Source organism: Bradyrhizobium ganzhouense (assembly GCF_049949285.1).
In the GTDB taxonomy this organism is placed as follows: Bacteria; Pseudomonadota; Alphaproteobacteria; order Rhizobiales; family Xanthobacteraceae; genus Bradyrhizobium; species Bradyrhizobium ganzhouense.
In genome coordinates, this window is record NZ_CP181318.1 from 3,182,865 (window position 1) to 3,207,499 (window position 24,635).

The 24,635-nt window shown below is 64.8% G+C and carries 23 protein-coding genes; 7 read left to right on the forward strand and 16 right to left on the reverse strand.

Annotated elements, in window-relative coordinates; translation table 11 throughout:
• Nucleotides 1-62 precede the first annotated feature (62 nt).
• Nucleotides 63-1,220, reverse strand: coding sequence for a GGDEF domain-containing protein (locus ACLFLU_RS14525; protein WP_426412855.1), 1,158 nt, complete (start codon nucleotides 1,218-1,220; stop codon nucleotides 63-65).
• A 428-nt stretch (nucleotides 1,221-1,648) separates the two neighbouring features.
• Here ACLFLU_RS14525 and ACLFLU_RS14530 point away from each other — a divergent pair, with 428 nt between their 5' ends.
• The 4 genes from ACLFLU_RS14530 to ACLFLU_RS14545 all read left to right on the forward strand — a co-directional run bounded on the left by ACLFLU_RS14530 (nucleotide 1,649) and on the right by ACLFLU_RS14545 (nucleotide 5,754).
• A complete protein-coding gene (locus ACLFLU_RS14530) occupies nucleotides 1,649-2,218 on the forward strand; it encodes a sigma-70 family RNA polymerase sigma factor (protein ID WP_426412856.1) in 570 nt (189 codons plus the stop codon).
• A complete protein-coding gene (locus tag ACLFLU_RS14535) occupies nucleotides 2,215-2,907 on the forward strand; it encodes a hypothetical protein (protein WP_426412857.1) in 693 nt (230 codons plus the stop codon). The genes ACLFLU_RS14530 and ACLFLU_RS14535 overlap by 4 nt, the downstream gene beginning before the upstream one ends.
• A gap of 16 nt (nucleotides 2,908-2,923) precedes the next feature.
• Nucleotides 2,924-4,612 carry a S8 family serine peptidase gene (locus tag ACLFLU_RS14540; protein ID WP_426412858.1) on the forward strand — a complete coding sequence of 563 codons (1,689 nt, stop codon included), beginning with the start codon at nucleotides 2,924-2,926 and terminating at the stop codon, nucleotides 4,610-4,612.
• A gap of 479 nt (nucleotides 4,613-5,091) precedes the next feature.
• Nucleotides 5,092-5,754 carry a TIGR03809 family protein gene (locus tag ACLFLU_RS14545; protein WP_426412859.1) on the forward strand — a complete coding sequence of 221 codons (663 nt, stop codon included), beginning with the start codon at nucleotides 5,092-5,094 and terminating at the stop codon, nucleotides 5,752-5,754.
• A gap of 20 nt (nucleotides 5,755-5,774) precedes the next feature.
• On the opposite strand, the gene ACLFLU_RS14550 is transcribed toward ACLFLU_RS14545, so the two are convergent.
• The 14 genes from ACLFLU_RS14550 to ACLFLU_RS14615 form a co-directional block, all read right to left on the reverse strand.
• Entirely contained in the window at nucleotides 5,775-7,145 is a 1,371-nt protein-coding gene (locus ACLFLU_RS14550; protein WP_426412860.1) for a TIGR03808 family TAT-translocated repetitive protein, read from the reverse strand.
• A gap of 213 nt (nucleotides 7,146-7,358) precedes the next feature.
• Nucleotides 7,359-8,015 carry a pyroglutamyl-peptidase I gene (locus ACLFLU_RS14555; protein ID WP_426412861.1) on the reverse strand — a complete coding sequence of 219 codons (657 nt, stop codon included), beginning with the start codon at nucleotides 8,013-8,015 and terminating at the stop codon, nucleotides 7,359-7,361.
• Nucleotides 8,012-9,001, reverse strand: a complete 990-nt coding sequence (gene meaB, locus ACLFLU_RS14560; protein WP_426412862.1) for a methylmalonyl Co-A mutase-associated GTPase MeaB — start codon at nucleotides 8,999-9,001, stop codon at nucleotides 8,012-8,014. Before meaB ends, ACLFLU_RS14555 begins: the two co-directional genes overlap by 4 nt.
• Before the next feature lie 41 nt (nucleotides 9,002-9,042).
• Complete coding sequence (locus ACLFLU_RS14565; protein ID WP_426412863.1) at nucleotides 9,043-10,029, reverse strand: tripartite tricarboxylate transporter substrate binding protein; 987 nt, start codon at nucleotides 10,027-10,029, stop codon at nucleotides 9,043-9,045.
• A gap of 118 nt (nucleotides 10,030-10,147) precedes the next feature.
• Nucleotides 10,148-10,900: an RsiV family protein gene (locus ACLFLU_RS14570; protein WP_426413993.1), complete on the reverse strand. Its 753-nt coding sequence runs from the start codon at nucleotides 10,898-10,900 to the stop codon at nucleotides 10,148-10,150.
• Between the two features lie 52 nt (nucleotides 10,901-10,952).
• Nucleotides 10,953-11,249: a nucleotidyltransferase family protein gene (locus ACLFLU_RS14575; RefSeq protein ID WP_426412864.1), complete on the reverse strand. Its 297-nt coding sequence runs from the start codon at nucleotides 11,247-11,249 to the stop codon at nucleotides 10,953-10,955.
• Between the two features lie 37 nt (nucleotides 11,250-11,286).
• Nucleotides 11,287-13,443, reverse strand: coding sequence for a methylmalonyl-CoA mutase (gene scpA, locus ACLFLU_RS14580; RefSeq protein WP_426412865.1), 2,157 nt, complete (start codon nucleotides 13,441-13,443; stop codon nucleotides 11,287-11,289).
• Nucleotides 13,444-13,465: 22 nt separating this feature from the next.
• Nucleotides 13,466-13,930, reverse strand: coding sequence for a GFA family protein (locus tag ACLFLU_RS14585; RefSeq protein WP_426412866.1), 465 nt, complete (start codon nucleotides 13,928-13,930; stop codon nucleotides 13,466-13,468).
• On the reverse strand, nucleotides 13,927-15,798 hold the full coding sequence (locus tag ACLFLU_RS14590; RefSeq protein WP_426412867.1) for a methylmalonyl-CoA mutase family protein: 1,872 nt from the start codon (nucleotides 15,796-15,798) through the stop codon (nucleotides 13,927-13,929). Before ACLFLU_RS14590 ends, ACLFLU_RS14585 begins: the two co-directional genes overlap by 4 nt.
• Before the next feature lie 81 nt (nucleotides 15,799-15,879).
• On the reverse strand, nucleotides 15,880-16,371 hold the full coding sequence (gene folK, locus ACLFLU_RS14595) for a 2-amino-4-hydroxy-6-hydroxymethyldihydropteridine diphosphokinase (protein WP_426412868.1): 492 nt from the start codon (nucleotides 16,369-16,371) through the stop codon (nucleotides 15,880-15,882).
• A gap of 1 nt (nucleotide 16,372) precedes the next feature.
• Complete coding sequence (gene folB, locus ACLFLU_RS14600; RefSeq protein ID WP_027533885.1) at nucleotides 16,373-16,741, reverse strand: dihydroneopterin aldolase; 369 nt, start codon at nucleotides 16,739-16,741, stop codon at nucleotides 16,373-16,375.
• A complete protein-coding gene (gene folP / locus ACLFLU_RS14605) occupies nucleotides 16,738-17,598 on the reverse strand; it encodes a dihydropteroate synthase (RefSeq protein WP_426412869.1) in 861 nt (286 codons plus the stop codon). Before folP ends, folB begins: the two co-directional genes overlap by 4 nt.
• 223 nt (nucleotides 17,599-17,821) lie before the next feature.
• A complete protein-coding gene (locus tag ACLFLU_RS14610) occupies nucleotides 17,822-18,229 on the reverse strand; it encodes a DUF4332 domain-containing protein (RefSeq protein WP_426412870.1) in 408 nt (135 codons plus the stop codon).
• Between the two features lie 24 nt (nucleotides 18,230-18,253).
• Entirely contained in the window at nucleotides 18,254-18,619 is a 366-nt protein-coding gene (locus tag ACLFLU_RS14615) for a DUF2267 domain-containing protein (protein WP_426412871.1), read from the reverse strand.
• Nucleotides 18,620-18,973: 354 nt separating this feature from the next.
• On the opposite strand from ACLFLU_RS14615, the gene ACLFLU_RS14620 reads away from it, so the two are divergent.
• From ACLFLU_RS14620 to ACLFLU_RS14630, 3 genes are all read left to right on the forward strand, one after another.
• Nucleotides 18,974-20,596, forward strand: a complete 1,623-nt coding sequence (locus ACLFLU_RS14620) for a helicase HerA-like domain-containing protein (RefSeq protein WP_426412872.1) — start codon at nucleotides 18,974-18,976, stop codon at nucleotides 20,594-20,596.
• A gap of 150 nt (nucleotides 20,597-20,746) precedes the next feature.
• Nucleotides 20,747-22,075, forward strand: coding sequence for a glycosyltransferase family 87 protein (locus ACLFLU_RS14625; protein WP_426412873.1), 1,329 nt, complete (start codon nucleotides 20,747-20,749; stop codon nucleotides 22,073-22,075).
• Between the two features lie 25 nt (nucleotides 22,076-22,100).
• The gene (locus tag ACLFLU_RS14630) at nucleotides 22,101-23,495 is read left to right on the forward strand and encodes a M20/M25/M40 family metallo-hydrolase (RefSeq protein ID WP_426412874.1); all 1,395 of its coding nucleotides are present in this window, start codon (nucleotides 22,101-22,103) and stop codon (nucleotides 23,493-23,495) included.
• Nucleotides 23,496-23,698: 203 nt separating this feature from the next.
• Here ACLFLU_RS14630 and ACLFLU_RS14635 read toward each other — a convergent pair whose 3' ends face one another.
• Nucleotides 23,699-24,478 carry a class II aldolase/adducin family protein gene (locus tag ACLFLU_RS14635; RefSeq protein WP_426412875.1) on the reverse strand — a complete coding sequence of 260 codons (780 nt, stop codon included), beginning with the start codon at nucleotides 24,476-24,478 and terminating at the stop codon, nucleotides 23,699-23,701.
• Nucleotides 24,479-24,635 lie beyond the last annotated feature (157 nt).

Sequence of the window (24,635 nt, forward strand, 5' to 3'; positions counted from 1 at the left end):
GCCCTGTCCTGGAGCGTTCGATCCGGCGGCGTCTTCTCACGCGCCGGCAGCAAATGGATTGGTCAACTGGTTGCAATACGGTTGCGCCCTTGCGCCTTGGCGGAATAGAGCGCGCTGTCGGCGCGTGCGAGAAGCGTGTCGGCAGTATCATTGTCGCGCTGCGTCACGACGCCGGCGGAAATCGTAACCCGCATACCGGGCGAGAATGCGCTCCAGTCGAGCTCGGCGACGATGCTGCGCAGTCGATCGAGCATGCGTGAAGCGGCCTCGATTGCGGTGCCGGGCAGCAGCAGCAGAAATTCCTCGCCGCCATAGCGGCCGAAACGATCGTCGGGCCGGATGTTGGCGAAGATGGTGATGGCGAAGGTCCGCAACACCTCGTCGCCGACGGGATGGCCATGAGCGTCGTTGATGCGCTTGAACCAGTCGAGGTCGATCAGCGCGATGGCGCAAGGTGCGGCCGCCTGCCGCGACTCTTCCATCTCTGCGTCGAGAAGCCGCATGATGCAGCGGCGATTGTAGGAGCCGGTCAGCTCGTCGAGCTCGGCGAGCTCCTCGATGCGCTGATAGGCGTCTTTCAGCTCGATGCTCCGCCGGTACAGGATTTTGCGCAGGGTGGCGCCGAACAGGCCGAGGAAGGCGCATTGGCCGATCACCAGCACGAAGCACAGCATCGAGGCGGTTCGCTGCAGCCGCGTCGCAACCGGCATGCCGATCGGCAGGTCCGAGCCGAGGAACACGGCCGCGAGTGCGCAGGTCGCGAACGCCCAGGTCAGCATCGCCTGGGCCGAGGTCATGCGCAACGTGCCGAACGCGAAGATCAGGAACAACACGCTGATGAAGGCGATGCCGATCGTCGGTACCGACACCAGGAATATGAATTGCAGCGCCATATGCGCCGAGATCTGGAACACCGTGAGATAATGGTCGGTGTGCTGGTCGCCGACGCCGGCCTCGGACATCACGACGAAGATGCCGATGATCGAGAGGCCGCCGACCCAGAACAGCGACGGAACGTTCATGTGAACGGCGCCGTCGTAGGCGTAGAGCAGCAGCACGAAGCCACCGAGCGAATAGCTCGCGACCTGGCCGATATACATCTGTCGACGCTGCCGCGTCCGCCGCGCCAGCACCTCCGGTGCGGCCGCCTCGGATGCGAGGACGAGATCCGCGACCCCTGCGGCATTCCTCTCCGGAAAGGACGTCGCGGCCGTGCTCATGGTCCCGCCAATGGTGGATGTCAGCCGAAAAAATCTACGTGGCAAGCCTTTAGGTTTGGTATCCTTTCGCATCGAATCCGGGGGACGTGGCACGGGTGAGGGGTTCGTGCAGCGCGGAATTTTGCAGCCGGTTGGGCATCGCGGGCGATATCACGGACCAAAGCCGGCCCCGTGCGACATAAGGTGCACAGGGCCGTGTTATGGACCGGGCCGTACGGGTCGGCTCACGGCAAGTCCGCAAGAGAGTGCTTCCGTACTATGTTACCGTTTTGGAAAGACGCGGCCGATCGCCACGGGTGGGATAAGGAAATTGCGTGTATGTGGGGTAGATCACACAGATCCCCGTATGACTGCGGTAGGTTGAAGAATTTCACCCCTCCCGTCGAACCGTCCCCCGCATCGCCCCGACCAACTTTGCGAGACGGCCTTTGAGCGTGACACAGGCGGCTACGGACGAGGTCCTTATCGCCAGGATCGCCCAAGGCGACCGGCTCGCCATGCAGGTGCTGTACGGGCGGCACCATGTCAGGGTCTACAGGTTCGGGCTGAGGCTCGTGCGGGACGAGCAGACGGCGGAAGACCTCATCAGCGAGGTATTTCTCGACGTCTGGCGTCAAGCCGGCAAGTTCGAGGGCCGATCCGCCGTTTCCACCTGGCTGCTGGCAATCACCCGATTCAAGGCCCTGTCTGCGCTTCGGCGCCGAAAGGATTTTGAACTGGACGACGAGGCCGCCAATGCGATCGAGGATTCGTCCGACAATCCAGAAACGGCGGTTCAGAAGAAGAATACCAGTGACGCGTTGCGGGAGTGTCTGACGGGCCTCTCGCCGGACCATCGGGAAATCGTCGATCTCGTCTACTACCACGAGAAGTCCGTGGAAGAGGTGGCTGAGATCGTCGGGATCCCGGAGAACACTGTGAAGACGCGCTTGTTCTATGCGCGCAAGAAATTGGCCGAACTGCTCAAGGCAGCCGGCATTGAGCGAGGCTGGCCATGATGGCGTTGAGCAAGAAGATGCTGGAGCAAGAGCCCGGTGAGATCGAGATGCTGCTGCCGTGGCATGCCGCCGGCACGCTGAACGCGCGCGATGCCCGCCGCGTCGAGGAAGCGCTCGCCAGCGATCCGGCGCTCGCCAAGCAATATGCGGCGATCCGCGGCGAGTACGAAGAAACCATTCATTTGAACGAAAGCCTGGGCGCTCCGTCGGCGCACGCGATGCAGAAGCTGTTTGCCGCGATCGACGCCGAGCCGGCGGGGGCGCCCGGTTCGCGGCCGCTGTCGGCGCGCGTTGCCACCTTCTTTGCCAGCCTGTCGCCGCGCACGCTCGCCTGGTCGGCGAGCCTGGGCGCCATCGCACTGCTGCTCCAGGCCGGCATCATCGGCGCCGTGCTGATGAAGACCCAGACCTCGACCTTCCAGACCGCGTCGCTCTCGACCGGCGCGCCGATCACGCGCGAGCTCGGGGCGGCAGCACCTTCGCGGGCGCTGGTGCGCTTCACGCCCGAGGCGCGCGTCGCCGACATCACCGCGCTACTCGACAGCTATCAGGCCTCGATCATCGGCGATGCCAGGGGCGGCATGTTCCGCCTGCAGTTCGACAAGGCGATGAGCCAGGACGAGCTTACTGCGCTGCTCGGCAGGATGCAGCGCGAGAAGTTCGTCAACCTCGCCGTGGCGGCGCCTTAGACGCGTCGCTGCACCAATGACGCGCAAGTCTGAGAGTCAGTTGCGAGCCGGGGCCCATGCTTCGTCGGTCGGAGCGGCACTTCTGCTCGCCGCCTGCCTCGGGATTGAGGTGGCGCACGCCCAGGCGATCATGCGCACACCGACCATCAGCGTTCCGTCGCGGACGCCGACCATCAGTCCCAGCATTGCCGCCAGGGCGGTGAGCGTCGATCATGGTCCTCGGGTCACTCCCGCCATCCCGCATATCTCGACGGCACGGATCGGTTCGACGCCGGTGCTGCCCTATGCGCGCTACTCGCCGAACCTCTATCCGGCCTGCACAGCTGCTAATCGCGACGCCGACGGCGAGTGCCTGGCACAAGCCAACGGAAGCGGCGACGGCTCCGGCAAATCGGCCAGGAAGAGCGCGGCTAAGGGGCGGGGCAGTAATACGCCGGTCGCCGTCAATCTGCGCAGCTTCGCCAACGAATTCGTGGCCGAGATCGACAGCGCATTGTCGCTGACCGAGGCCGATGAGCTCGCGCGGCGCCACGGTTTGACGCGCGTCTCTTCGGAAAACTTTCCGCTGATCGGGGCCACGATCGGCCTGTTCCGCATCGCCGACGGCCGGCCGTATGAGACGGTGCGGCGCGAATTTGCCGCCGACGGCAGCGTGCGCTCGCTCCAGCCGAACTTCCGCTACGTGCTCCAGGACCAGAAGCCGGCGGTGCCGACCGAGGGTGATCCTGCCCAATATGCGCTGTCGAAGCTGCGCCTGCCGCAGGCGCACACGCTGGCGCACGGCGCCAATGTCACGGTCGCCGTGATCGATTCCGGCATCGACGCCAGGCACCCCGAGCTCGCCAACTCCATCGCCGACAATTTCGACGCGCTCGGCAGCGGCGAGGGCCCCCATATCCACGGCACCGGCATTGCGGGGGTTATCGTGGCCCATGCGAAGCTGATGGGCAGCGCGCCGGAAGCGCGCATCATCGCTATCAGAGCCTTCGGCGGCAGCACCAGCAGCGCCGAGAGCTCGTCCTACATCATCCTGCGCTCGCTCAATTACGCAGCCGAGCACGGCGCCCAGATCGTCAATATGAGCTTTGCCGGTCCGAAGGACGCGGTGATCGAGCGGGCGATCGCGGCGACCGCGGCGCGCGGCCTGGTGCTGATCGCGGCCGCCGGCAATGCCGGCGCCAAATCGCCGCCGCTTTATCCCGCCGCAAATCCCAACGTGATCGCGGTCAGTGCGACCGACCAGCAGGACAGACTGTTCACCGCGTCCAACCGCGGCAATTACATTGCGCTGGCCGCACCCGGCGTCGACATCTTCCTGCCGGCCCCGGATGGCAAATACCAGATGACGTCGGGCACGTCGTTCTCAGCGGCCTATGTCTCCGGCGTCGCGGCATTGCTGCTCGAGCGCAACTATTCGCTGAAGCCGGAAGCGCTGCGCACGACGCTGGCGAAGACCGCGCGTGATCTCGGTTCACCCGGGCGTGATGATCTCTTCGGCGACGGCGAGCCCGATGCGTTTGCCGCGGTCATGGCCGTTCCGGTCGACAGCGCGACGCCGGTCGCGGCTGCGTCCGGTACAACTAAACGTGAAGATGTCGAGAAGCGCCGCGACGACCCTGCCATCCGCGCGATCGAGCAGCCATCGCTGTCGAGCGCGGACGATAAATCCACGGTTTCTCAGGCGGATAGGCCGCCGGCGCGATAGCGCCTGCGACAACATTGCGCGTCGGCCAAAGGTTAAAAAATCGAACGCCGCTTTGAACGTTCAGCCTGCTGCCACGACCAATTGATGTGGGAGCGGTCATCCCTCCCCATCAGTCATATCAGGCGCGAGCGCCCATCCACCCCAAGCGCCCATATGGCTCGACCCGTCCGGTTGTCCCCCCGGACGGGTCTTTTCTTTTTGGGGGCCAATTTCTTGAAGCGTGAAGCGAGATCAGCTTGCGGTTGAGCCCGCCGGCGCGATCGTCGTGATGGCTCGGCGCCGGCGCGCGGCAAGTCCGCTATGCTTGCGCGAAGCTTGACTCGAAAAGCCCTGAAAACTCCGCACGACTACGGTTTTTCGTGGCGACGGCCGTGTCGTTGCTGGACAAGTCAAAACTTTTCCACAAAATATTCATGTCACTCCTAAATTGATTCGCGTGCGTTGCGTCGCGTCCGTATTTTCTCCTAACGGGCTGATTTATGACTCATCGCCAATGCGCGGCTGGAAGCCGCGAGCTTGCGGCACGCTGGTGTGCGCTTGCCGAACAGCGGCTGGAACATCTCTCCGAAATGTTCGAGACCGGACGCTGGCGCCGCTATCACTCCGAACTCGCATTCCTCGAAAACATCCAGGAAGCCAAGCGCGCGGTCCAGACCTGGCGCGCTCTTGCGAACGGCGGGGACGTCGCCGCGGCTGCCGCGAGCGTGACTTCCGCATTCGGCTGGTCGCCCGCGACCATGCCGCGCGTGTTTCCGCGCGAGCAGGCCCAGATCACGCAGCCCCAGACCATGCAGCCGAAGGCCGTGCATATCGCGCCCGAGACCGCCGTTCCGGTTGCGCTCGAGCCTACGCTGGACGTGCTCGCCGAAATCCTCGAGGCACCGATTGCGCCGGTCGCCCCAATTGCGCCGGTCGCTCCGCCAGCACCGGTCGTTCGGACGGCGCCGGCGGCTCCGCCTGCGCCGGTCGCTCGCAGGGCGCCGGCCGCTCCGACCGCGCCAGTGGCGTCGATCGCTTCGTTCCTGCAGACCTTCTCGCCGCCCGCCGCCGAAATCGTCGCGGCCCCCGAGCGCGTGGTCGAATTCACCTTCAGCCTCGACGGCATCGAGGCGAAGTACCCTCTGCTGCGGAATACATTCTAACGCCAGGGCGGGCTTCCCGCCTACTGCCGCACCGCATTGCCGCCGACCACCACCTGCGCAAAGCGTTGCGCGCCGTCCGCTGAGAGGTCTGCCGTCACGGCCCGCGCGTGATCGAGGCCCACCACGGCGCCGCGCGGGGTTTCCGAGAGAATATTGTTGTTGACGAGCGCGGTGCCCGCGCCCGGCGCCACGGAGACGCCGACTCCGGCCAGCGCCTTGCGGATCACGTTGCCCGAGATCACGACGTCGCGCAGATATTTGCCCCAGCCAGCGACGATGCCGTAGGACGGCGCGTTCTCGATCACATTGCCGGTCACCGAGGTGTCGGCCTCGATGTAGATGCCGACGCCGGCATCGTCATCGGGCGCGGTGCCGATCGGCCGCTTCGGGATCAGGTTGCGGATGATATTGCCCTGAACCACCGCGATGCGGCCGCCTTCGTTGAAATTGCAGACAGAGACGCCGATAGCGGCGCCATCCACGGTGTTGTTGGCGATCACCGCGGCCTCGAACGCGAATTCGGAATAGAGCGCGACCTCGCGCACGTCGCTGACGCTGTTGCCTGATATGTGGATATTCGAGGCCGAGTTGCCGCGCACCGCGGAGTAGTCGCAGTTCTTGATGCGATTGCCGCGCACGATTACGTTGCCGGCGCGGAAGGCGTTGATGGCGTTGCCGTACTGGCCGGAGCCGCCGGGGCCGGCCTTGATGTCCTCGATGCGGTTGTCCGCGACCAGCGTGCCGTCATCGCCGATCGCGGTGCGCAGGATCTCGATGCCGTTGTCATTGGTGCCGACAATGGTGTTGCGGGATACGCTGAGCCCCTTGGCGTCGAACGAGACCACTGCCGTCACGGCGATGTTGGTGAAGATGTTGCCGGAGATGTCGCCGGACACCTGCTCCAGCCAGATGCCGCTGCCGCCGGAGCCGGTGATCTCGCAATCGGTGATGCGGACGTCGCGGCCGCCGAGGATATGGATCAGCCCGCGCCGCGTCGGCAGCGGAATGCCGCCGCCGTCGAAGGTCAGGCCGGTCAGCCCAATCGAGTCCGATCCGTCGCTCTGGATCGCCGACGCCCCGCCGGTGAAGATAAGCTTGGTCGCGCCGCGCACGCCGATCAGTTGCGCGCCATTTGGCAGCCGCAGCAGTCCTGTTCGGTAGAGTCCGGGCGGAAGCGCAAGCGGCATCTGTGCGCGCGAGGCTTCGTCGATCGCGCGCTGGAGCGCGCGCGTCTGATCCTCGGTCGCGCTGGGCCGCACGCCATATTGGGTCGCATCGCGGCCAAGCAGTGACGTCAGCGGCGCGGCGCGCGCGGCATCAACAGGCATGGCGAGCGCACCGGCGATGCCGGCGGTCGAAGCTCCAATGAGATGACGGCGATTGATGTCCATGACGCGTCCTTCGGCGGACGCGGGAGGTGTCCGCGAGAGTTAGGTAGCGCAGAAATGGGGCAGGGCGGATGCAGCCGTTGGGATAGTTCGCAGTAGGGTTAAATGTTTACCGCAACGGAGGTGCCGTAGGGTGGGCAAAGCGAAGCGTGCCCACCATTCTCGCTGCGAATGCCGATGCATGGTGGGCACGGCGCAAGGGCGCCTTTGCCCACCCTACGAAACCTGAGTGTTCCGCCGCTTCCTTGCCAAACCCACCATCTCCATCAGCATCGCTTCCCCGGCATCCACCAATTCGTCCAGTGTAATCCGCGGCGCGCCCTTGCGCCGAACGGCGCCGCTCCGCGCGAGCAGGGGAATGTGGATGAACGCCGCGAGCCCCGGCCCGCCCGCTCTGACATTCTCGATCGCGCGCCAGCTCAGATAATTACAGAGATAGGCGCCGGCATCGCGCGAGGGCCGCGCATCGATGCCGGTGAGGCGCGCGGCGCGTAACAGTCTTGCCGTGTGCGGGCCGAACATCATGGCGTCCGCGTGACCGGCGATGCCGCGCTTGCTCGAGCGGGTGTTGGCGGCATCGGGCCACAGCATGGTGACGGCGTTACGCGCGCGGCTCTCGATGCGCAAATACGGCGTGCGCGCGGCGAGGCCGAACATCAGCATCGCATCCGGCTTCACTGACGCCAGCACCTCCGGCAATTGCCGGTCGACCGCGGCGTAAGTCACCGGAAAGATATGGCGCGATAGCGCGACATCATCGAGCGCCGGCCGGCGCAGTTGCGCCAGCCGCGCCACCAGCGGCTGGGTCGGATTATGCGGCGCGCCGGGAAACGGACCGAAGCCGGTGAGGAGAATGCGGAGCTTGTCGCTCATTGCAGCAACTCCAATACCTGCTCGGCGGCGAGCGCCGGGGTGAGATGGCCGTCCGCCACCTCCATTTCGATCTTCCTGACCTTGCTTCGCACCGATGCCTCGCTGCGCAGCCGCGCCAGCATGCGCTGCTCAAGCATCGACCACATCCATTTCACCTGCTGGTCGCGCCGGCGCGCGGCGAACTCGCCGGACGCGTTCATTGCCGTGCGGTGTTCGAGGATCTTCTGCCAGAGTTCGGCGATGCCGGTGCCGGCCAGCGCCGAATAGGTGACGACCGGTGGGTGCCAATGTTCGGACCTCGGCGCCAGAATATGCAGCGCGCCACGATAGTCGGCCGCGGTGATGTTGGCGCGCTTGAGATTGTCGCCGTCGGCCTTGTTGATCGCGATCATATCGGCGAGCTCGACGAGGCCCTTCTTGATGCCCTGCAGCTCGTCGCCGCCGCCCGGCAGCATCAGCGCGAGGAAGAAATCGGTCATGTCGCAAACCGCGGTCTCGGACTGGCCGATGCCGACGGTCTCGACCAGCACGACGTCGAAACCGGCCGCCTCGCACAGCAGCATCGCCTCGCGCGTCTTGGCGGCGACGCCGCCGAGAGTGCCTGACGACGGCGACGGGCGGATGAAGGCAGCGTCGGACGCCGACAGCTGTGCCATCCGCGTCTTGTCGCCGAGGATCGAGCCGCCGCTGCGCGCCGAGGACGGATCGACCGCGAGCACCGCGACCTTGTTGCCCTGCTCGATCAGATAGGTCCCGAGCGCATCGATAGTGGTGGATTTGCCGACGCCGGGCGAGCCGGTGATGCCGACGCGAACCGCCTTGCCCGTATCGGGCAGCAGCATCTGCACCAGTTCGCGCGCCTGCGCCTGATGATCGCCACGACGGCTCTCAACGAGCGTAATGGCGCGCGCCAGCGCCGCGCGATGGCCGGCGCGGAGGTCGCGAGCAAGGGTGGTGATATCAAGCGAAGTCTTCTTCTCAACCATGCCCTGCTTTACAACGGCGGGCGCAGGCAGGCGAGGGCCCCTCACGCCTTGGCAAAGCCGGCCGCCTTCATGGCCTGACCCATCTGGCTATCCGCCTGGTTCATGAAGGTCCCGAACTGGCCGGCATCACGCCAGACGGTGCCGAAACCGCGTGCGGTCATGAAGTCCTTGAATGCGGCGGAATCGTACACCTTCTTCAAGGCCCCGGTCAGCGTGGCGGCGATGTCCGGGGGCAAGCCCTTGGGGCCGCCGATGCCGCGCCATGAGCAGGTGGAATAATCGACGCCGAGCGTCTCCTTCAGCGTCGGGACGTCGGGGAAGATCGAATTGCGCGCATGCGCCATGATCGCGAGGCTCCGGGCCTGGCCGGCCTCGATGGTGGCGCGCGCCTCCGGCACCGAGCAGGTGGTGAGATCAAGGCTACCCGCGACGAGATCCTGCATTGCCGGTGCTGCGCCATTCGACGCCGACCACGCAACCTGGTTGGCCGGCAATCCCATCGCCTGCATCCAGCCGACGAGGGCGAGATGCCAGATGCCGCCCTGTCCGGTGCCTGAAGCCTTGAACCGTCCCGGAGGCGCCAGCTTGATGGCGTCCATGAGCTCCTTCACCGTCTTGTGTGGCGAGGACGTCGAGACCTGGATGCCCGGCGGGTCTTCGTTCACCAGCGCGAGCGGCGTAAAATTCCGCGGCGTCAGATGCGTCAGGGCTTGCCAATGCAGCATCGCGATTTCCACGGTCAGCGTGCCGATCGTGTAGCCGTCCGGCGCTGCGGCTGCGATCTCGGCATGGCCGACGACGCCGGATCCACCGGTGCGGTTGACGACGTTGAACGGCTGGCCGAGCTCCCTCTCCAGGAGCGTCGCGACGATGCGCGCGGTGGCATCCGTGCCGCCGCCCGCACCCCATGGCACGATCAAGGTCACCGGCCGCGCCGGATAGGCTTGCGCGCGCGCAGGTGAGAGCAGGGCGGAGGTGGCGGCAGCCACAGCAGAGGCCGCGAAAATGCGGCGCGTGATTCCTGGCATCAATGATCCCGGCGGCCCTCGGAAATCGGGCTCGTGTCAAAGCACTATGCTACGCGGCTTTGCATGGATGTCGCAAGCGGCCGCGCAACGGCGCCGTGAGCAACGGTTCCGTTGGAACCTATTGCTGCTCCTCAGCGTCGCCCTTTGGCCGCGCGCCGCCGAAGATGCGCGCGCCCTCCGGCGTGAGATAGGGCTTCAACGTCTCCCACGGAACGAATGCGACATATTGGCCCTCGGCGTAGGGGCCGACCGCATACGGCGGGTAGTGGAAGGTGAGGCCGGAGCTCTTGCCTGATTCGGTCGACGGCGCGAGCGTTGCGGCGCCGATCTTGAGCAGGCTCGGCTCCACGCCCTTGAACCATTCCTGGGTTGCGGTCTCGCTGGTGTCGCGCTTCTTCTTCTCGATTTTGAGCGAGGCGATCACGGCCTTCACCATCGCCTTCATGGTCGCGCCATTGTCGGCGGTCTCGGTGAAGAACGGGCGAATCGAGATGCGCTTGCTCTCGGACTTGTCCCACAGGACCGTGTTCACGTCCGAATTGGGATGGGCGCCATGGGTGTCCATGTAGTCGTCACGCAGGACGCTCACATAGCGGTCGGCAACGACGGAGCGGATCGAATATTTACGCTCAAAATCCCAGCCGCCGTCCTTGAAGAATTGCGGATCCTGCTTGCGCGAAGCGGCAGCGTCGGCTGCGTTCTTGTCGAGCCATTTCTTGCCCTCGGAGAGGCAATCCGCCGCCAAGGCCGGATCGGCCTTGATCTTGTCGTCGAGGAAGACACGCGCCTCGATGTTTCTGTTCTTGACGACGGCGTCGGGCTTGGGGTCGGCGGCGTGAGCAGCTATAGCGCACGTTGCGAGAAGCGCCATCGCGACGCTCAAACTGGTGGTGAATTTCAACGGGAGTGTTCCTGCGTGAGCGTCAAAATACTTCGAGAATGTCGTCTGCGATGCGCTGAGCCGAGCGGGGAGATATGGACCGGTGGACGGTTGCCTGCGCCTGCAAGCCGGTCGCGTCCTCGATGATCTGCTCGACGTCGATCAGGTTGAGCAGCGAGAAAGAGGCCTCCTGTTCGATCTCGACGAGAATGTCGATATCGCTATCAGGGCGGTAATCGTCGCCGCTCCGCAAGCCGAGGATGGCGAGCTTCGACACGCCCTTGCCTTTGATGGCATCCGCGTTCTTGCGTATCGCGGCGATGATTTCGTCACGTGTCATGGACACAGCCCGGCCGGTTACGGCGCCAGTCTATCACCTACTCCGCCGCCTCGCTATGCCCGAGCCGGGCATTCAGTTTGCGGATCAGCTCCTCGGCCGCTTCCGCGATCACGGTGCCGGGCGGGAAGATCGCTTCGGCGCCGGCCGCATAGAGCGCGTCGTAATCCTGCGGCGGCACGACACCGCCGACGATGATCATGATGTCCTCGCGGCCCTGCTTCTTCAGCGCAGCCTTCAGCTCAGGCACCGCGGTGAGATGGGCGGCGGCGAGCGAGGAGACACCGAGGATGTGGACGTCGTTCTCGACCGCCTGTCGTGCGGCTTCGTCCGCGGTGGCGAACAGCGGCCCGATGTCGACGTCGAAGCCGATGTCGGCAAACGCCGAGGCGATCACTTTCTGACCGCGGTCGTGGCCGTCCTGGCCGATCTTGGCGACCAGGATGCGCGGGCGGCGGCCTTCGGCTTCCTCGAACGCGTCGATCAGCGCCTGAACCTTCTCGACCTGGTTGCCCATGCTGGACGCCTCCCGCTTGTAGACGCCGGTGATGGATTTGATCTCGGCGCGGTGCCGGCCGAACACTTTCTCCATTGCGTCAGAGATTTCGCCGACGGTTGCCTTGGCGCGCGCCGCGTCGATGGCGAGCGCGAGCAGATTGCCGTTGCCTTCGCCGGCCGAGCGCGTCAGCGCGGCGAGTGCGGCATCGACGTCCTTCTGGCTGCGCTCGGATTTCAGCCGTGTCAGCTTGTCGATCTGCAAACGTCGGACATTGGTGTTGTCGACCTTGAGGATGTCGATCGCGGCCTCGTCGGTCGGCTTGTACTTGTTGACGCCGATCACCGCCTGCTTGCCGGCATCGATGCGCGCCTGGGTCTTGGCCGAGGCTTCCTCGATGCGCAATTTCGGCACACCGGCTTCGATCGCCTTGGCCATGCCGCCGAGCTCCTCGACCTCCTGGATATGGCCCCACGCCTTGGCGGCGAGGTCGCGCGTGAGCCGCTCGACATAATACGAGCCGCCCCAGGGATCGATGATGCGCGTGGTGCCGCTCTCCTGCTGCAGGAACAGCTGCGTGTTGCGGGCGATGCGCGCCGAGAAATCGGTCGGCAGCGCCAAGGCCTCGTCGAGCGCGTTGGTGTGCAGCGACTGGGTGTGGCCTTGCGTCGCTGCCATCGCCTCCACGGTCGTGCGCATCACATTGTTGAACACGTCCTGCGCGGTCAGCGACCAGCCCGAGGTCTGGCTATGTGTGCGCAGCGACAGCGAACGCGGATCCCTAGGATTGAACGGCTTGAGCAGCTTCGCCCAGAGCAGGCGCGCCGCGCGCAGCTTGGCCACTTCCATGAAGAAGTTCATGCCGATCGCCCAGAAGAACGACAGGCGCGGCGCGAAGCGGTCGACATCCAGGCCCGCGGCAAGTCCGGCGCGAAGATATTCGACGCCGTCTGCGAGCGTATAGGCAAGCTCCAAGTCCTGCGTCGCGCCGGCCTCCTGCATGTGATAGCCGGAAATGGAAATGGAATTGTATTTCGGCATCTTTTGCGAGGTGTAGGCGAAGATGTCCGAGATGATCCGCATCGAGGGCGCGGGCGGATAAATGTACGTGTTGCGCACCATGAACTCTTTCAGAATGTCGTTCTGAATGGTGCCCGACAGCTTCTCCGGCGTGACGCCCTGTTCGCCGGCGGCCGCGACATAGAGCGCGAGGATCGGCAGCACCGCGCCGTTCATGGTCATGGACACGCTCATCTGGTCGAGCGGAATGCCCGCAAACAGCGTGCGCATGTCGTAGATGGAATCGATGGCGACACCGGCCATGCCGACGTCGCCGCCCACGCGCGGATGGTCACTGTCATAGCCGCGATGGGTGGCGAGATCGAAGGCGACCGAGAGGCCCTTCTGTCCGGCCGCCAGGTTGCGGCGGTAGAACGCGTTGGAATCCTCCGCCGTGGAGAAGCCGGCATATTGCCTGACGGTCCAGGGCTGGTTGACATACATGGTCGGGTAGGGGCCGCGCAGGAACGGCGCGATGCCCGGATAGGTATCGAGGAAATCGAGTCCGGCCAGATCAGCCTCGCCGTAGGCCGGCTTCACCAGAATGCCCTCGGGCGTCAGCCACGGCTCCGCGCTGCCTGACGGCGCGGCGCTTGCGGTGCGCTCGAAGGCAATGTCTGCAAAGTTTGGAATGCGGCTCATGGCTTCAACCATATCAGGGCGTTCAATCATGATCCGGATGCTGATGGCTGACGATGGTCGCCATCTTTTCCGGTCCGTAATTCTGCTGCGTGGTCTGGCTTGGCAGGTTGGAGATGCCGACCACCCAGCCGAGGCGGGATTCAGTTCCGTATTGCCGCGTCGGCACCAGCCTGTCCGGCCGGTCGAACGCGCCAGTCATGATCTCGATCCGGTCGCCGTCGATGCGGCCGAAGCTGAGCGGCGTGCCGCAGGCGGCGCAATAGCCGCGGTCGGCGATCGAGGACGAGCGGAAGAACGAGGGCTTGCCCTTGGTCCAGGCGAAATCTGTGCGGTTGATGTCGGCGAAGGAGGCGAACGGTGCGCCGCTGGCCTTCTGGCACATCCGGCAGTGGCAGATCGAAACCCGGTTGGGTGTGGCCGAAATCGCAAAGCGGATCGCTCCGCATTGGCAGCCGCCGGTGAGAACGGGTTTGCTGGCCTCGGTCATGCCTGTTCCATCCGTCGATAGGCGTCCTGCAACGTCGCAAGCGCATCGGCCCCGGCGAAGACGAAGCCCGTGACGCCGGCTGCCCGCAGGGCCGCCTCGGCCTCAGCCGGACGGCCTGCCAGATAGATATGTCGGCTGCCTGCGGTTTGCAGGGCCTGCGCAGCGGCCTCCGCCTGGCCGGCATAGACCTTGTCGCTGGAGCAGAGGCAGGCGAGTTCCGCGCCGGAGGCCTTGAAGGCGGCTACGAGCTTGGCCGGATCGGTAAAGCCTTCGCTGTCGATGGCCTCGATACCGCCGGTCTCGAAGAAGCTTTTTGCGAAGGTCGCGCGCGCCGTGAAATCGGCGGGCGTCCCGAGGTTGGCCAGGAACACTTTTGGCCGCGCACCGCTCGCCTTCAACGCCGCATCGGATCTGTCGCGCAGGGCCTCGAACGGTTGCGCGAGCCGGATCGGGGTGAGCGCGTCGAACTTGAACTTCTGCTCGCCATAAGGTGCGAGCGCGATGGGTGTTGCTATCAGCACCGTCGTCTCGCGCTCGTGCAAGTTCGGAAACTCGCTGGCACCGGTCAGCACGTCACGGCGCTTGGCGATATTGGCGTCGCGCGCTTTTCGCGCGGCGGCGACTTTGCTCTGGAACAGGCCCTGTTGAAGCGCAGCAAAGGCGCCGCCGGCTTTCTCGCTCTCCTGGAACAGTGCCCAGGCCGCGTCGCAGAGCTGCGTGGTCAGCGTTTCGATGCCACCGGATCCTGCCGCGGGATCGCTGACCTTGGCGAGGTTGCACTCTTCGAGCAGCAGGGCTTGCGTGTTGCGCGCGACGCGCCGCGCGAACGGGTCGGGCAGCCCAAGCGCGAGCGTGTGCGGCAGCACCGTGATCGCATTGGCGCCGGCGAGCCCTGCGGCAAACGTCGCCATGGTTGCACGCAGCATGTTCACGTAGGGGTCGCGCTGCGTCAGCATGCGCCAGGCCGTATCGGCGGCAACGAACAGCGGTTTTGGCGTCAGCCCGCACGCTGTCTCGATGCGCGCCCACAACAACCTTAGCGCGCGGAACTTTGCCATGGTCAAAAACTGATCGGCATCGGCCGCAAGTCGCGCATACACCATGCTCTGCGCCTGCTCGAGCGGAACGCCGGCGCTCTCGATCGCGCGCAAATAGGCGACGCCGCAGGCGAGCACGAAGGCAAGCTCCTGCATCTCGGAGCCGCCGGCATCGTGGATCACGCGTCCATCAGCCGAGGCGAACGGTCCCTTGAAGCCCAGCGCTGCAAGGCCCTTGATGCCACCGGTGACGGCGGGAACAATCTCGTCCCAGCTATAAGGGCTGTTTCCCCACACCGCACAGGCCGCAAGCGGATCGAGCCCGAAGCGGATGTCGCAGGCCGCAGGATCGATGCCCTTGCTCTTCACATATTCTGCGACATGGATCGCAGCCATCCGCGATTGCGGACCGACCTGGAGCTCGATGCCAATGCCGGCATCAAGATGAATGTCCTTCAAGACTTTCGCGACCGCATCGGCCGTCGGTTCCAGGCCGAAACCGTGACTGCCATTGCCGCCGGCGAACACCAGCGAAAGTCCCGTGGCGCCGTTCTCCAGATCCGTCAGCGCTTGCGCATTCGCGGCCGCAGCATCCGGATGGTCGATCCGCTGCATGATCTGCCAGGGTGCCGCCGCCGGCCGTCCCAGCACGGGCGCAACGCCCCTGGCGCGCGGATAGAGCGGCTCGATCTTCAAGCCGTCATAGGTCTTGCCCACCAGCTTCTCGAACGGCGCGCCCTTCAGCACACCGTCGACCAGCTTGCGCCAGTCCGCGTCCGTCGCCTTGGGAAAATCGGCCGCCAGCGGCAGATTGTCAGTCACGGAGGTCATACGGCCAAGGGCTCCCAAACGTCTTGTTATTCGCAGGCGAAATTGCCACGGCCGGCCCTCCCTGCAAACGGTTGTTTTTGGTTAACCGGTATCCGAAAGCCGCTCAATGCCTTGCGTCGAGACGCTGGCGAGGCCGTCACGCACACGGATGCCCGAGATCACGCGGTCGGGCGCGATTTCGGCCAGCGGCACCAGCACGAAGGCGCGCTCGAACAGCCGCGGATGCGGCAGGGTCAGGTCGGGCTTCTGAAACGACACATCGTCATAGGCGATCATGTCGAGATCGAGCGTGCGCGGACCCCAGCGGCGGTCCTTGTCGCGCGTGCGGCCGAATTTCTGCTCGACCTTCTGCATGACGAACAATAGCGCGTGCGGATCGAGGTCGGTCTCGATCTCGACGCAGGCATTGATGAAGGGATCCTGGTCCTCGTCGCCCCAGGGCGGCGTCCTGTAGTCCGACGAACGCGCGATCACCGCGGCTTGCGCCATGCCGCAGATATGGGCGATCGCCTTAGCGAATGTCGCGCGGACATCGCCGACATTGCCACCGAGTGCGATCAGCACGCTCGCCATGTCAGGGGTGCCGCGAGCGGGTCAGCATGATGCCGACATCATCGAAGATCGCGGCGATCGGCGCATGCGGCTTGTGCACGGTGATCTTCACAGCACGGATGCGCGGAAAGTGCGACAGGATCGCGTCCGCGACCGCGCCCGCCGCGCGCTCCAGCAGCTTGTAATTGGTGTTCTTGAACGCCGCCGTCGTGGTCGCCACCACGTCGGCATAGGAGACGGTATCGGCGAGGCGATCGCTGCGCGAAGGCTCCGACAGGTCGGTGTAGAGCTCGAGGTCGATGACAAAGCGCTGGCCGACTTCGGTTTCGTGATCCATCACGCCATGGCGTGCATGGATCGACAGGCCGGTCACGAAGATCGTATCGGTCATTGCTTGCTCTCGATTGCATTGGCGACCCGCAGGGCCTGCAAGGTCTCGGCGACGTCATGGGTCCGGATGATCTTCGCGCCCTTCTGCGCGGCGATCAGATGCGCGGCGATCGATCCGGGGAGCCGCTCTTTCGGCTCCGACGGCGACACCGAGGCGATGAATCGCTTGCGCGAGGCGCCGACCAGCACCGGCAGGCCGAACACGTCGAGCTCGCGCAGCCGCGCCAGCGCGATCATGCTCTGCTCGGCGGTCTTGCCGAAGCCGATGCCGGGATCCAGCACGATCTTGTCACGTGCGATGCCGGCCTTGGCGGCGATGTCGAGCGAGTGCAGGAAGAACGACTTCATGTCAGCGACGATATCGACGGCGGAATCGACGCTGTCGCGGTTGTGCATGACAATGACGGGTACGCCTCTTGCCGCGACCAGCGGCGCCATATCGGCGTCGCGCTGCAATCCCCAGACGTCGTTGGCGATGGCCGCGCCCTGGTCGAGCGCGAAGGCCACGACCTCCGCCTTCATGCTGTCGATCGACACCGGCACGCCGAGCGCGACGATATCAGATAGCACCGGCCTCAGCCGGGCAACCTCGTCCGCCGCAGTCACCGGCTGGGCGCCCTTGTAGGGCCGGGTGGATTCGGCGCCGATATCGATGATGTCGACACCGGCCTCGATCATCGCCCGCGCCTGTGCCAGCGCCTGGTCCGGCACAATGAAATCGCCGCCGTCGGAAAAGGAATCCGGCGTCACGTTGAGCACGCCCATCACCGCCGGCAGAGGCCGGCCCACGAGCGTCCGCAGCGCATCAGGCCCGGCCGAGCCGGCCGGCGGGACGGATGGGGAGGGCGAGGCATTCATGCGCGTGGCTTTGCGCGGTCGGGGAGGGGGAGTCAAGACGGGAGGAGGGGGCAAATGTGCGTCGCTCTGCGACCGTCACCCTGAGGTGGCCGCTTCTTAGCGGCCCTCGAAGGGCGACGGCCCGTCTCTCCCTGTGGCAGCAGCTCGGCCGTGCATCCTTCGAGGCTCCCCATGGGACGCGTTTGCGTCCCGTGCCTCGCACCTCAGGATGACGGAGTTGCTATCAATAGGTGATCTTCGGCGGCAGCTTCTTGGCCTTGGCGATGATGTCGCCGACCGACTTCTCGGAAGGAAGGATGCGGACGAGCTTTCTGCGATCGTTGGCTTCGCGCATGCTCTGCGCCAACCTTGCCGGATTCCGATAGGCGAGCTCGCGCACGGTGGTAACGCCGGCAGCGCGGACCAGGCCGACCTTGGCCCGGCCCATGCCGGGAATGCGCATGTAGTCGGAGACGTTGGCCCACTCCAGCAGCAGCTGCTCGCTGATGCCGGTCTTGGCCGCGAGCGCCTTGCGGCCCTTGGCGGTGCTCGCGGCTTCCAGCAGCGCGTCGGTGGTGCGGATTCCCTGCGCCTTCAACTTGTTGGCGGCAAAGGCCGGCAGGCCCTCAATCTCGGAGATCGGATATGTCATGATACTCAATATGAAATGCGTCGCTCAGGCGAACTGGCTGAGGCCCGGCGTGCCCGCGATGATCTTGCCCATCTGATCCGCTCCGATTTTGTCTCGACCGAAGCGAAAAAGTTCACGGGCGATGGACTGGATGTCGGACATGCCAAGCCCAAGGCCCATCAAGCGCGTGCCGACGGCCATCAGGCCGCCGCCCATCAGCCGTGAGAGTCCGCCGCCGCTCTTGGACGCTTCGATCGCCCCTTCTGCACCAGGGATCTGGTCGATCAGGGCCTGCACGCTGTCGGAAGGACCTTCGCTGCGGAGGAAACCCAGGATAATGCCGACGGTCTTTTCAGCGACAGCACTATCTATGCTGGCGTTTGTCGCCAGCCGTCCGATCAGCTCGTCCATATGGCCTGCCCCTCAGCCGGATCACATGCCGGAGTATTATATTCGAGGAATGATCTTGAGCCGGTGCGATGTGAAATACAAGCGATGAACGTACGCAACGTTCCGATTCACTCTCGAAGACGCGAAAAGTGTTGCATCGATGCAAGAGCGGAGAAGGAAATCCATGAAAAAATGCCGCGGTGCGAATGCATCGCTCCGGCTTTTGGCACTGCCGCGCGCGTTGTCTCCGACAATGTCGCATGCCGGTGCCGCCTTGAACGGTTTCAATCGGCCTGCGACATGCGTTAAACTACGGAACCGGTTGGCTCGAGTTTCAATACGCGAAACCAACAGACAGAATAGATAGAGAGTGTGATGACCGCGCAGGACAACAAGCTCGGCGATACCGACGACAAGATCTTCGTCGGCAAGGGAGACGAGCAGGCCTGGCTGACGCTGGCGCTCGCCAATCGCCACGGCCTCGTCACCGGCGCGACCGGAACGGGCAAGACGGTCACGCTGCAGGTGATGGCGGAAGGATTTGCGCGCGCCGGTGTTCCGGTGTTCGCCGCCGACATCAAGGGCGACCTCTCCGGCATCTCGGAGGTCGGGGAGGCCAAGGACTTCATCGTCAAGCGCGCCACCGAGATGGGGCTGACATTCCAGCCCGACCAGTTCTCGACGGTGTTCTGGGATGTGTTCGGCGAGCAGGGCCATCCGGTGCGGGCCACCATGACCGAGATGGGGCCGCTGCTGCTGGCGCGCATGCTCGATCTCAACGACGTGCAGGAGGGCGTGCTCAACGTCGCCTTCCGCGTCGCCGACGATAACGGTCTCGCTCTGATCGACATGAAGGATCTGCGGGCATTGCTCGACGCCATCGTGCCCGACAGCGGCAAGAAAGGACCGGACGCGGACGAGGATCCGCTCGCGCCGATCCGGAAGGCGGCGCAAGGGTTCGGCAACGTCACCAAGGCCACCGTCGGCACCATCCAGCGCCAGCTCCTGGTGCTGGAGAACCAGGGTGGCACAAAATTCTTCGGCGAGCCGGCGCTGACCTTGAAGGACTTCATGAAGACCGATCGCGACGGCCGCGGCATGGTCAACATCCTCGTTGCCGACAAGCTGATGCAGAGCCCGCGGCTTTACGCGACATTCCTGCTGTGGATGCTGTCAGAGCTGTTCGAGGAATTGCCCGAGGCCGGCGACCTTCCCAAGCCCAAGCTGGTGTTCTTTTTCGACGAGGCGCATCTGCTGTTCAACGACGCGCCGAAGGCGCTGATGGATAAGATCGAGCAGGTGGTCCGCCTGATCCGTTCCAAGGGCGTCGGCGTCTATTTCGTCACGCAAAACCCCATCGACGTACCCGATCGCGTGCTTGGGCAGATGGGCAACCGGGTGCAGCATGCGTTGCACGCCTTCACGCCGCGCGATCAGAAGGCGGTCGCCGCCGCGGCGCAGACCTTCCGGCCCAACCCGAAGCTCGACACCGCCAAGGTGATCATGGAGCTCGGTAAGGGCGAGGCGCTGGTGTCGTTCCTCGAAGGCAATGGCACGCCGGCGATGGTCGAGCGCGTGCTGATCCGTCCGCCATCGGCCCGCATCGGGCCGATCAGCCCGGAGGAGCGCAAGGCGATCATGGATGCGAGCCCGGTAAAGGGCAAATACGACACCGCGATCGATGCCGAGTCCGCTTATGAGATCCTCCAGAAGCGCATCGCCGGCACCGCGGCGCCGGCCGATGGCCAGGCGGGTGGAGGCGGTGGCGGCATCCTCGGCCAGATCGGCTCGATCGTCGGCACCATCTTCGGCACCAACACCGGACGTAACCGGCTGACGACGGGACAGCGCGTCGCGCGCGACGTCACGCGCACGGTCACCGACAAGGTGGTCGGCGGCGTCGTGGCCGATCTCGGCAAATCGGTCGGCGGCCAGCTCGGCGGCTCGGTCGGCCGCGCGATCGTCCGCGGCGCGCTCGGCGGCTTGCTGCGACGGTAGGCAGAATGCCCGGTTGCGGGCCATTGGTCCCGCAACGTCGCTGCGGCGGCGCGGGAATCGGGGTCTTTGCAAGGCACAAATTCGGGTGAGGGGGGCTCTCCAAGCGTCCGTCGGTCTGCTACGTGCTATTTGTTTCCGACGGGACATCATGTGACTCTATCGAATCCATCAGACAAACCCGGCGCGCTCCGAACTCTCTCGCTGCGCAAGCCGCTCGACCTGCTCTTCTTGTTTTGCTGCCTGATCCTGACCGCCGATGTCCTCGGCCCGGAGATCTTCGGCCATGGCAAAACCAAGGACTATGCGCTGTGGTACTGGGCCGGGCAGCAGGTGCTGCACGGCGGCGCGCTCTATCCCAGCGGAATGGATCACCCGTTCGAGTTCATCTATCCGCCGCTGCCGGCGATCCTGCTGGCGATCCCGAGCTGGTTCGGCAAGATCCCGCTCTACATCGTGCTGTCGATCCTCAATGGGGTAGCATGGTGGTACACGAGCATTCTCTCCAATGCCATGACCGGCTCGGGTCGCGAGCCGGGCCCGTGGCTCGAGGCACTGCCGGCGATCGTCACCGTCTCCTTCGTGTTCGACATGTTCGACCTTGGTCAGCCGAACCTCGTTCTGCTGGCGATGATGCTCTACGGCTTCTGGAGCCTTCAGCATCGGCGATCCTGGCTCGCGGGCTTCATGTTCGCGCTTGCCACCGCCATCAAGGTGTTTCCGATCGCGGTGCTGCCTTATTTGATCTGGCGTCGGCAATGGGCCGCCGTCGTCAGCATGCTCGCTTTCATCGGCGTCCTGCTCTATCTCGTGCCGGCGCCGATCCGCGGCTTCGAGCGCAACGCCGCCGAGCTCAACACCTGGTACCAGGGCATGGTCGGCTCGAGCTCGGAAAAGGGATTTGGCCAGCGCGACGAGCAGAACTGGTCGTGGGTCAACCAGTCCATCATCGCGGTAACGCACCGGCTGGTCCGGCCGATCAACTACAATCTGGACGATCCCCGCAAGCCGGCACGCACGATGAATGTCATCGACGTCGACTACAAGACGGCGAACTGGATCGTGCTCGCGGTATCGGCATTGCTCGGGCTCGGCTTCATCGCGGTCATGCCGTCACAACGGAAAAGGACGGCGAGATCCGACGCGGAGGAGCTCGGCATCCTGTTCTGCCTGATGACGGTCGCCTCGCCGCTGGCGCGACAGTATTATTTCATGTGGCTGTTCCTGCCGCTGACGGTGCTGATACATCGGACTGCCTTCGACGCGCGGCCGAAGGTGCGGCTGGGAACCGGGCTCGCGCTTGGCGCTGTCGGCATCCTCATGCTGTTGTCGCTGCCGCCGATCCCCCTCGCCATCCAGGCTTGGGGCAACAACCTCCTGGCGACGGCGATCCTCGCAGTTGCGCTTGCCTGGCACATCCGGCATCCGCCGGTTGCGGCTAGCTCCGACGCCGCGGCAGGGCTAAAACCACAACCATCTTGAGGTTAGAAAAGTGGGACATCCGACCATGGCCAATGCGCAGCTTCAATCCGTGCTCGACCACATCGACAAGGACTTTGATAACAGTCTCGAGCGGTTGTTCTCGCTGTTGCGGATCAAGTCGATTTCCGCAGATCCGGCCCATGCCGGGGATTGCAAGGCGGCGGCCGAGCATCTGGCCAAGGACATCGCAAGCCTCGGCGTCGCGACCGAGGTCAGGCCGACCGCCGGCCATCCCGCCGTCGTCGGCAAAGTCAAGGCGGGTGGACGGCCGCATGTGATCTTCTACGGCCATTACGACGTACAGCCGGTCGATCCGCTCGAGCTCTGGCACCGCCCTCCGTTCGAGCCCGCCGTCGTCGATCATGCCGACGGCCGCAAGATCATCGTCGCGCGCGGCGCCGAGGACGACAAGGGCCAGGTGATGACCTTCGTCGAGGCCTGCCGCGCCTGGAAGAAAGTCACGGGCTCGCTGCCGATCGACATCACCTTCCTGATCGAAGGCGAGGAGGAGGTCGGCTCCAAGAACTTCGTGCCGTTCGTCGAGGCCAACAAGGACGAATTCAAAGCCGATTACGTGCTGGTCTGCGACACCGGCATGTGGGACCCGGAGACGCCGGCGATCACCACGGCGCTGCGCGGCCTGCTGTACGAAGAGGTGAAGATCACCGCCGCCAGCCGCGACTTGCATTCCGGCGTGTTCGGCGGCACGGCGATGAATCCGATCCGGGTGCTGACCAGGATTCTCGGCGGCTTGTTCGACGACGACAACCACATCACCATTCCCGGCTTCTATGACGGCGTGAAGGACACGCCGCCGGAGATCCTGGAGCAGTGGAAGAAGCTCAACTTCACGCCGGAATCGTTTCTCAAGCCGGTCGGCCTGTCGATTCCGGCCGGCGAGAAGGGGCGGCTGATGGTCGAGCAGGCCTCCACGCGTCCGACCTGCGACGTCAACGGCATCTGGGGCGGCTATATCGGCGAAGGCTCCAAGACGGTGATTCCGTCGCATGCCTCGGCAAAAGTCTCGTTCCGGCTGGTCCAGGGGCAGGATCCCCAGAAGATCCGCAAGGCCTTCCGCGACTACGTGACCGCCCGGATTCCGGGCGACTGCAAGGTCGAGTTCGGCGACCATTCCGCCGCGCCCGCCGTGGCGCTCGACTGGAACATGAAGCCGCTCTCGGCGGCCAGGCAAGCTCTGACCGAGGAATGGGGCAAGGAGACCGTGCTGATGGGCTCCGGCGCCTCGATCCCGATCGTTGCCGATTTCAAGCGCGCGCTTGGGCTGGATTCGCTGCTCGTCGGCTTTGGCCTCGACGACGACAACATCCACTCGCCAAACGAGAAGTACGATCTGCGCAGCTTCCAGAAGGGCATCCGCTCCTGGGCGCGGATCCTCGCGGCACTGGCGGAAGTGAAGTAGGCACGGAAACTCTATCCTCGTCATTGCGAGCGAAGCGAAGCAATCCAGAATCCCTCCGCGGAAACACTCTGGATTGCTTCGTCGCTTCGCTCCTCGCAATGACAGCGGGGCCCAAATAAAAACGCCGCCCGGAATTGGGCGGCGTTTCATTCCGAAATGTGTAGAGGGTGTTGACGCCTAGTCTACACCAAACTCCGTAAATCTCAAGAGCGGTAGCCCGGGAGCTCGCGGTCGAGCTTGCGCAGCAGCGGCGGCCACACCAGGTTCGTCGCGCGCAGCTCGGCGCGGTCGCGATTGGCGAGCAGCTCGGTGTTCTTCTCGATCGCGATCTCCTCGACCGGATAGACCGGCGTGCCCAGCGCGCGGGTGCGCACCTGCATCGAGCAGGCGCGCTCGAGGTGGTACATGCGCTCGAAGGCGGAAGCGACCGAGCGGCCGACGGTCAGCGTGCCGTGGTTGCGCAGGAGCATGTGGTTGTGGTCGCCGAGGTCCTTCTGCAGCCTCGGCCGCTCGTCGTGATCGAGCGCGATGCCTTCATAGTCGTGATAGGCGAGGTCGTGGGTGACGAGCTGCGCGGTCTGGTTCAGAGGCAGCAGGCCTTCGGCGCAGCTCGACACCGCGGTGCCGTCCAGCGTGTGGAGATGCAGCACGCAGATCGCGTCCTCACGCACCTCGTGGATCGCCGAATGGATGGTGAAGCCGGCCGGGTTGATGCTGTATTCGCTCTCGCTGAGCTGGTTGCCGTGCAGATCGACCTTGACCAGGCTCGAGGCGGTGATCTCGTCGAACATCAGCCCATAGGGGTTGATCAGGAAGTGATGGTCGGGGCCGGGCACGCGCGCGGAAATGTGGGTGTCGACCAGATCGTCCCAGCCGTACAGCGAGACGAGACGATAGCAGGCGGCAAGATTGACCCGTTGCTGCCACTCGGCCTCCGTCATGTTCGACGGCACTTCCTTCAGGCGGGCTTCCGCTGGCGACATGGCAAATCTCTCCGAACCTCGTTGTTGCGGGGAGGGAGCCTAGTCTTGGGTGAAGCCGGCAGCAAGGCGCTCAAATCGCTGCAGCCAAGCGTAGCCCGCATGGAGCGCAGCGTAATGCGGGGGGCCGCGACAAAGGTCCCGGATTTCGCTTCGCTCC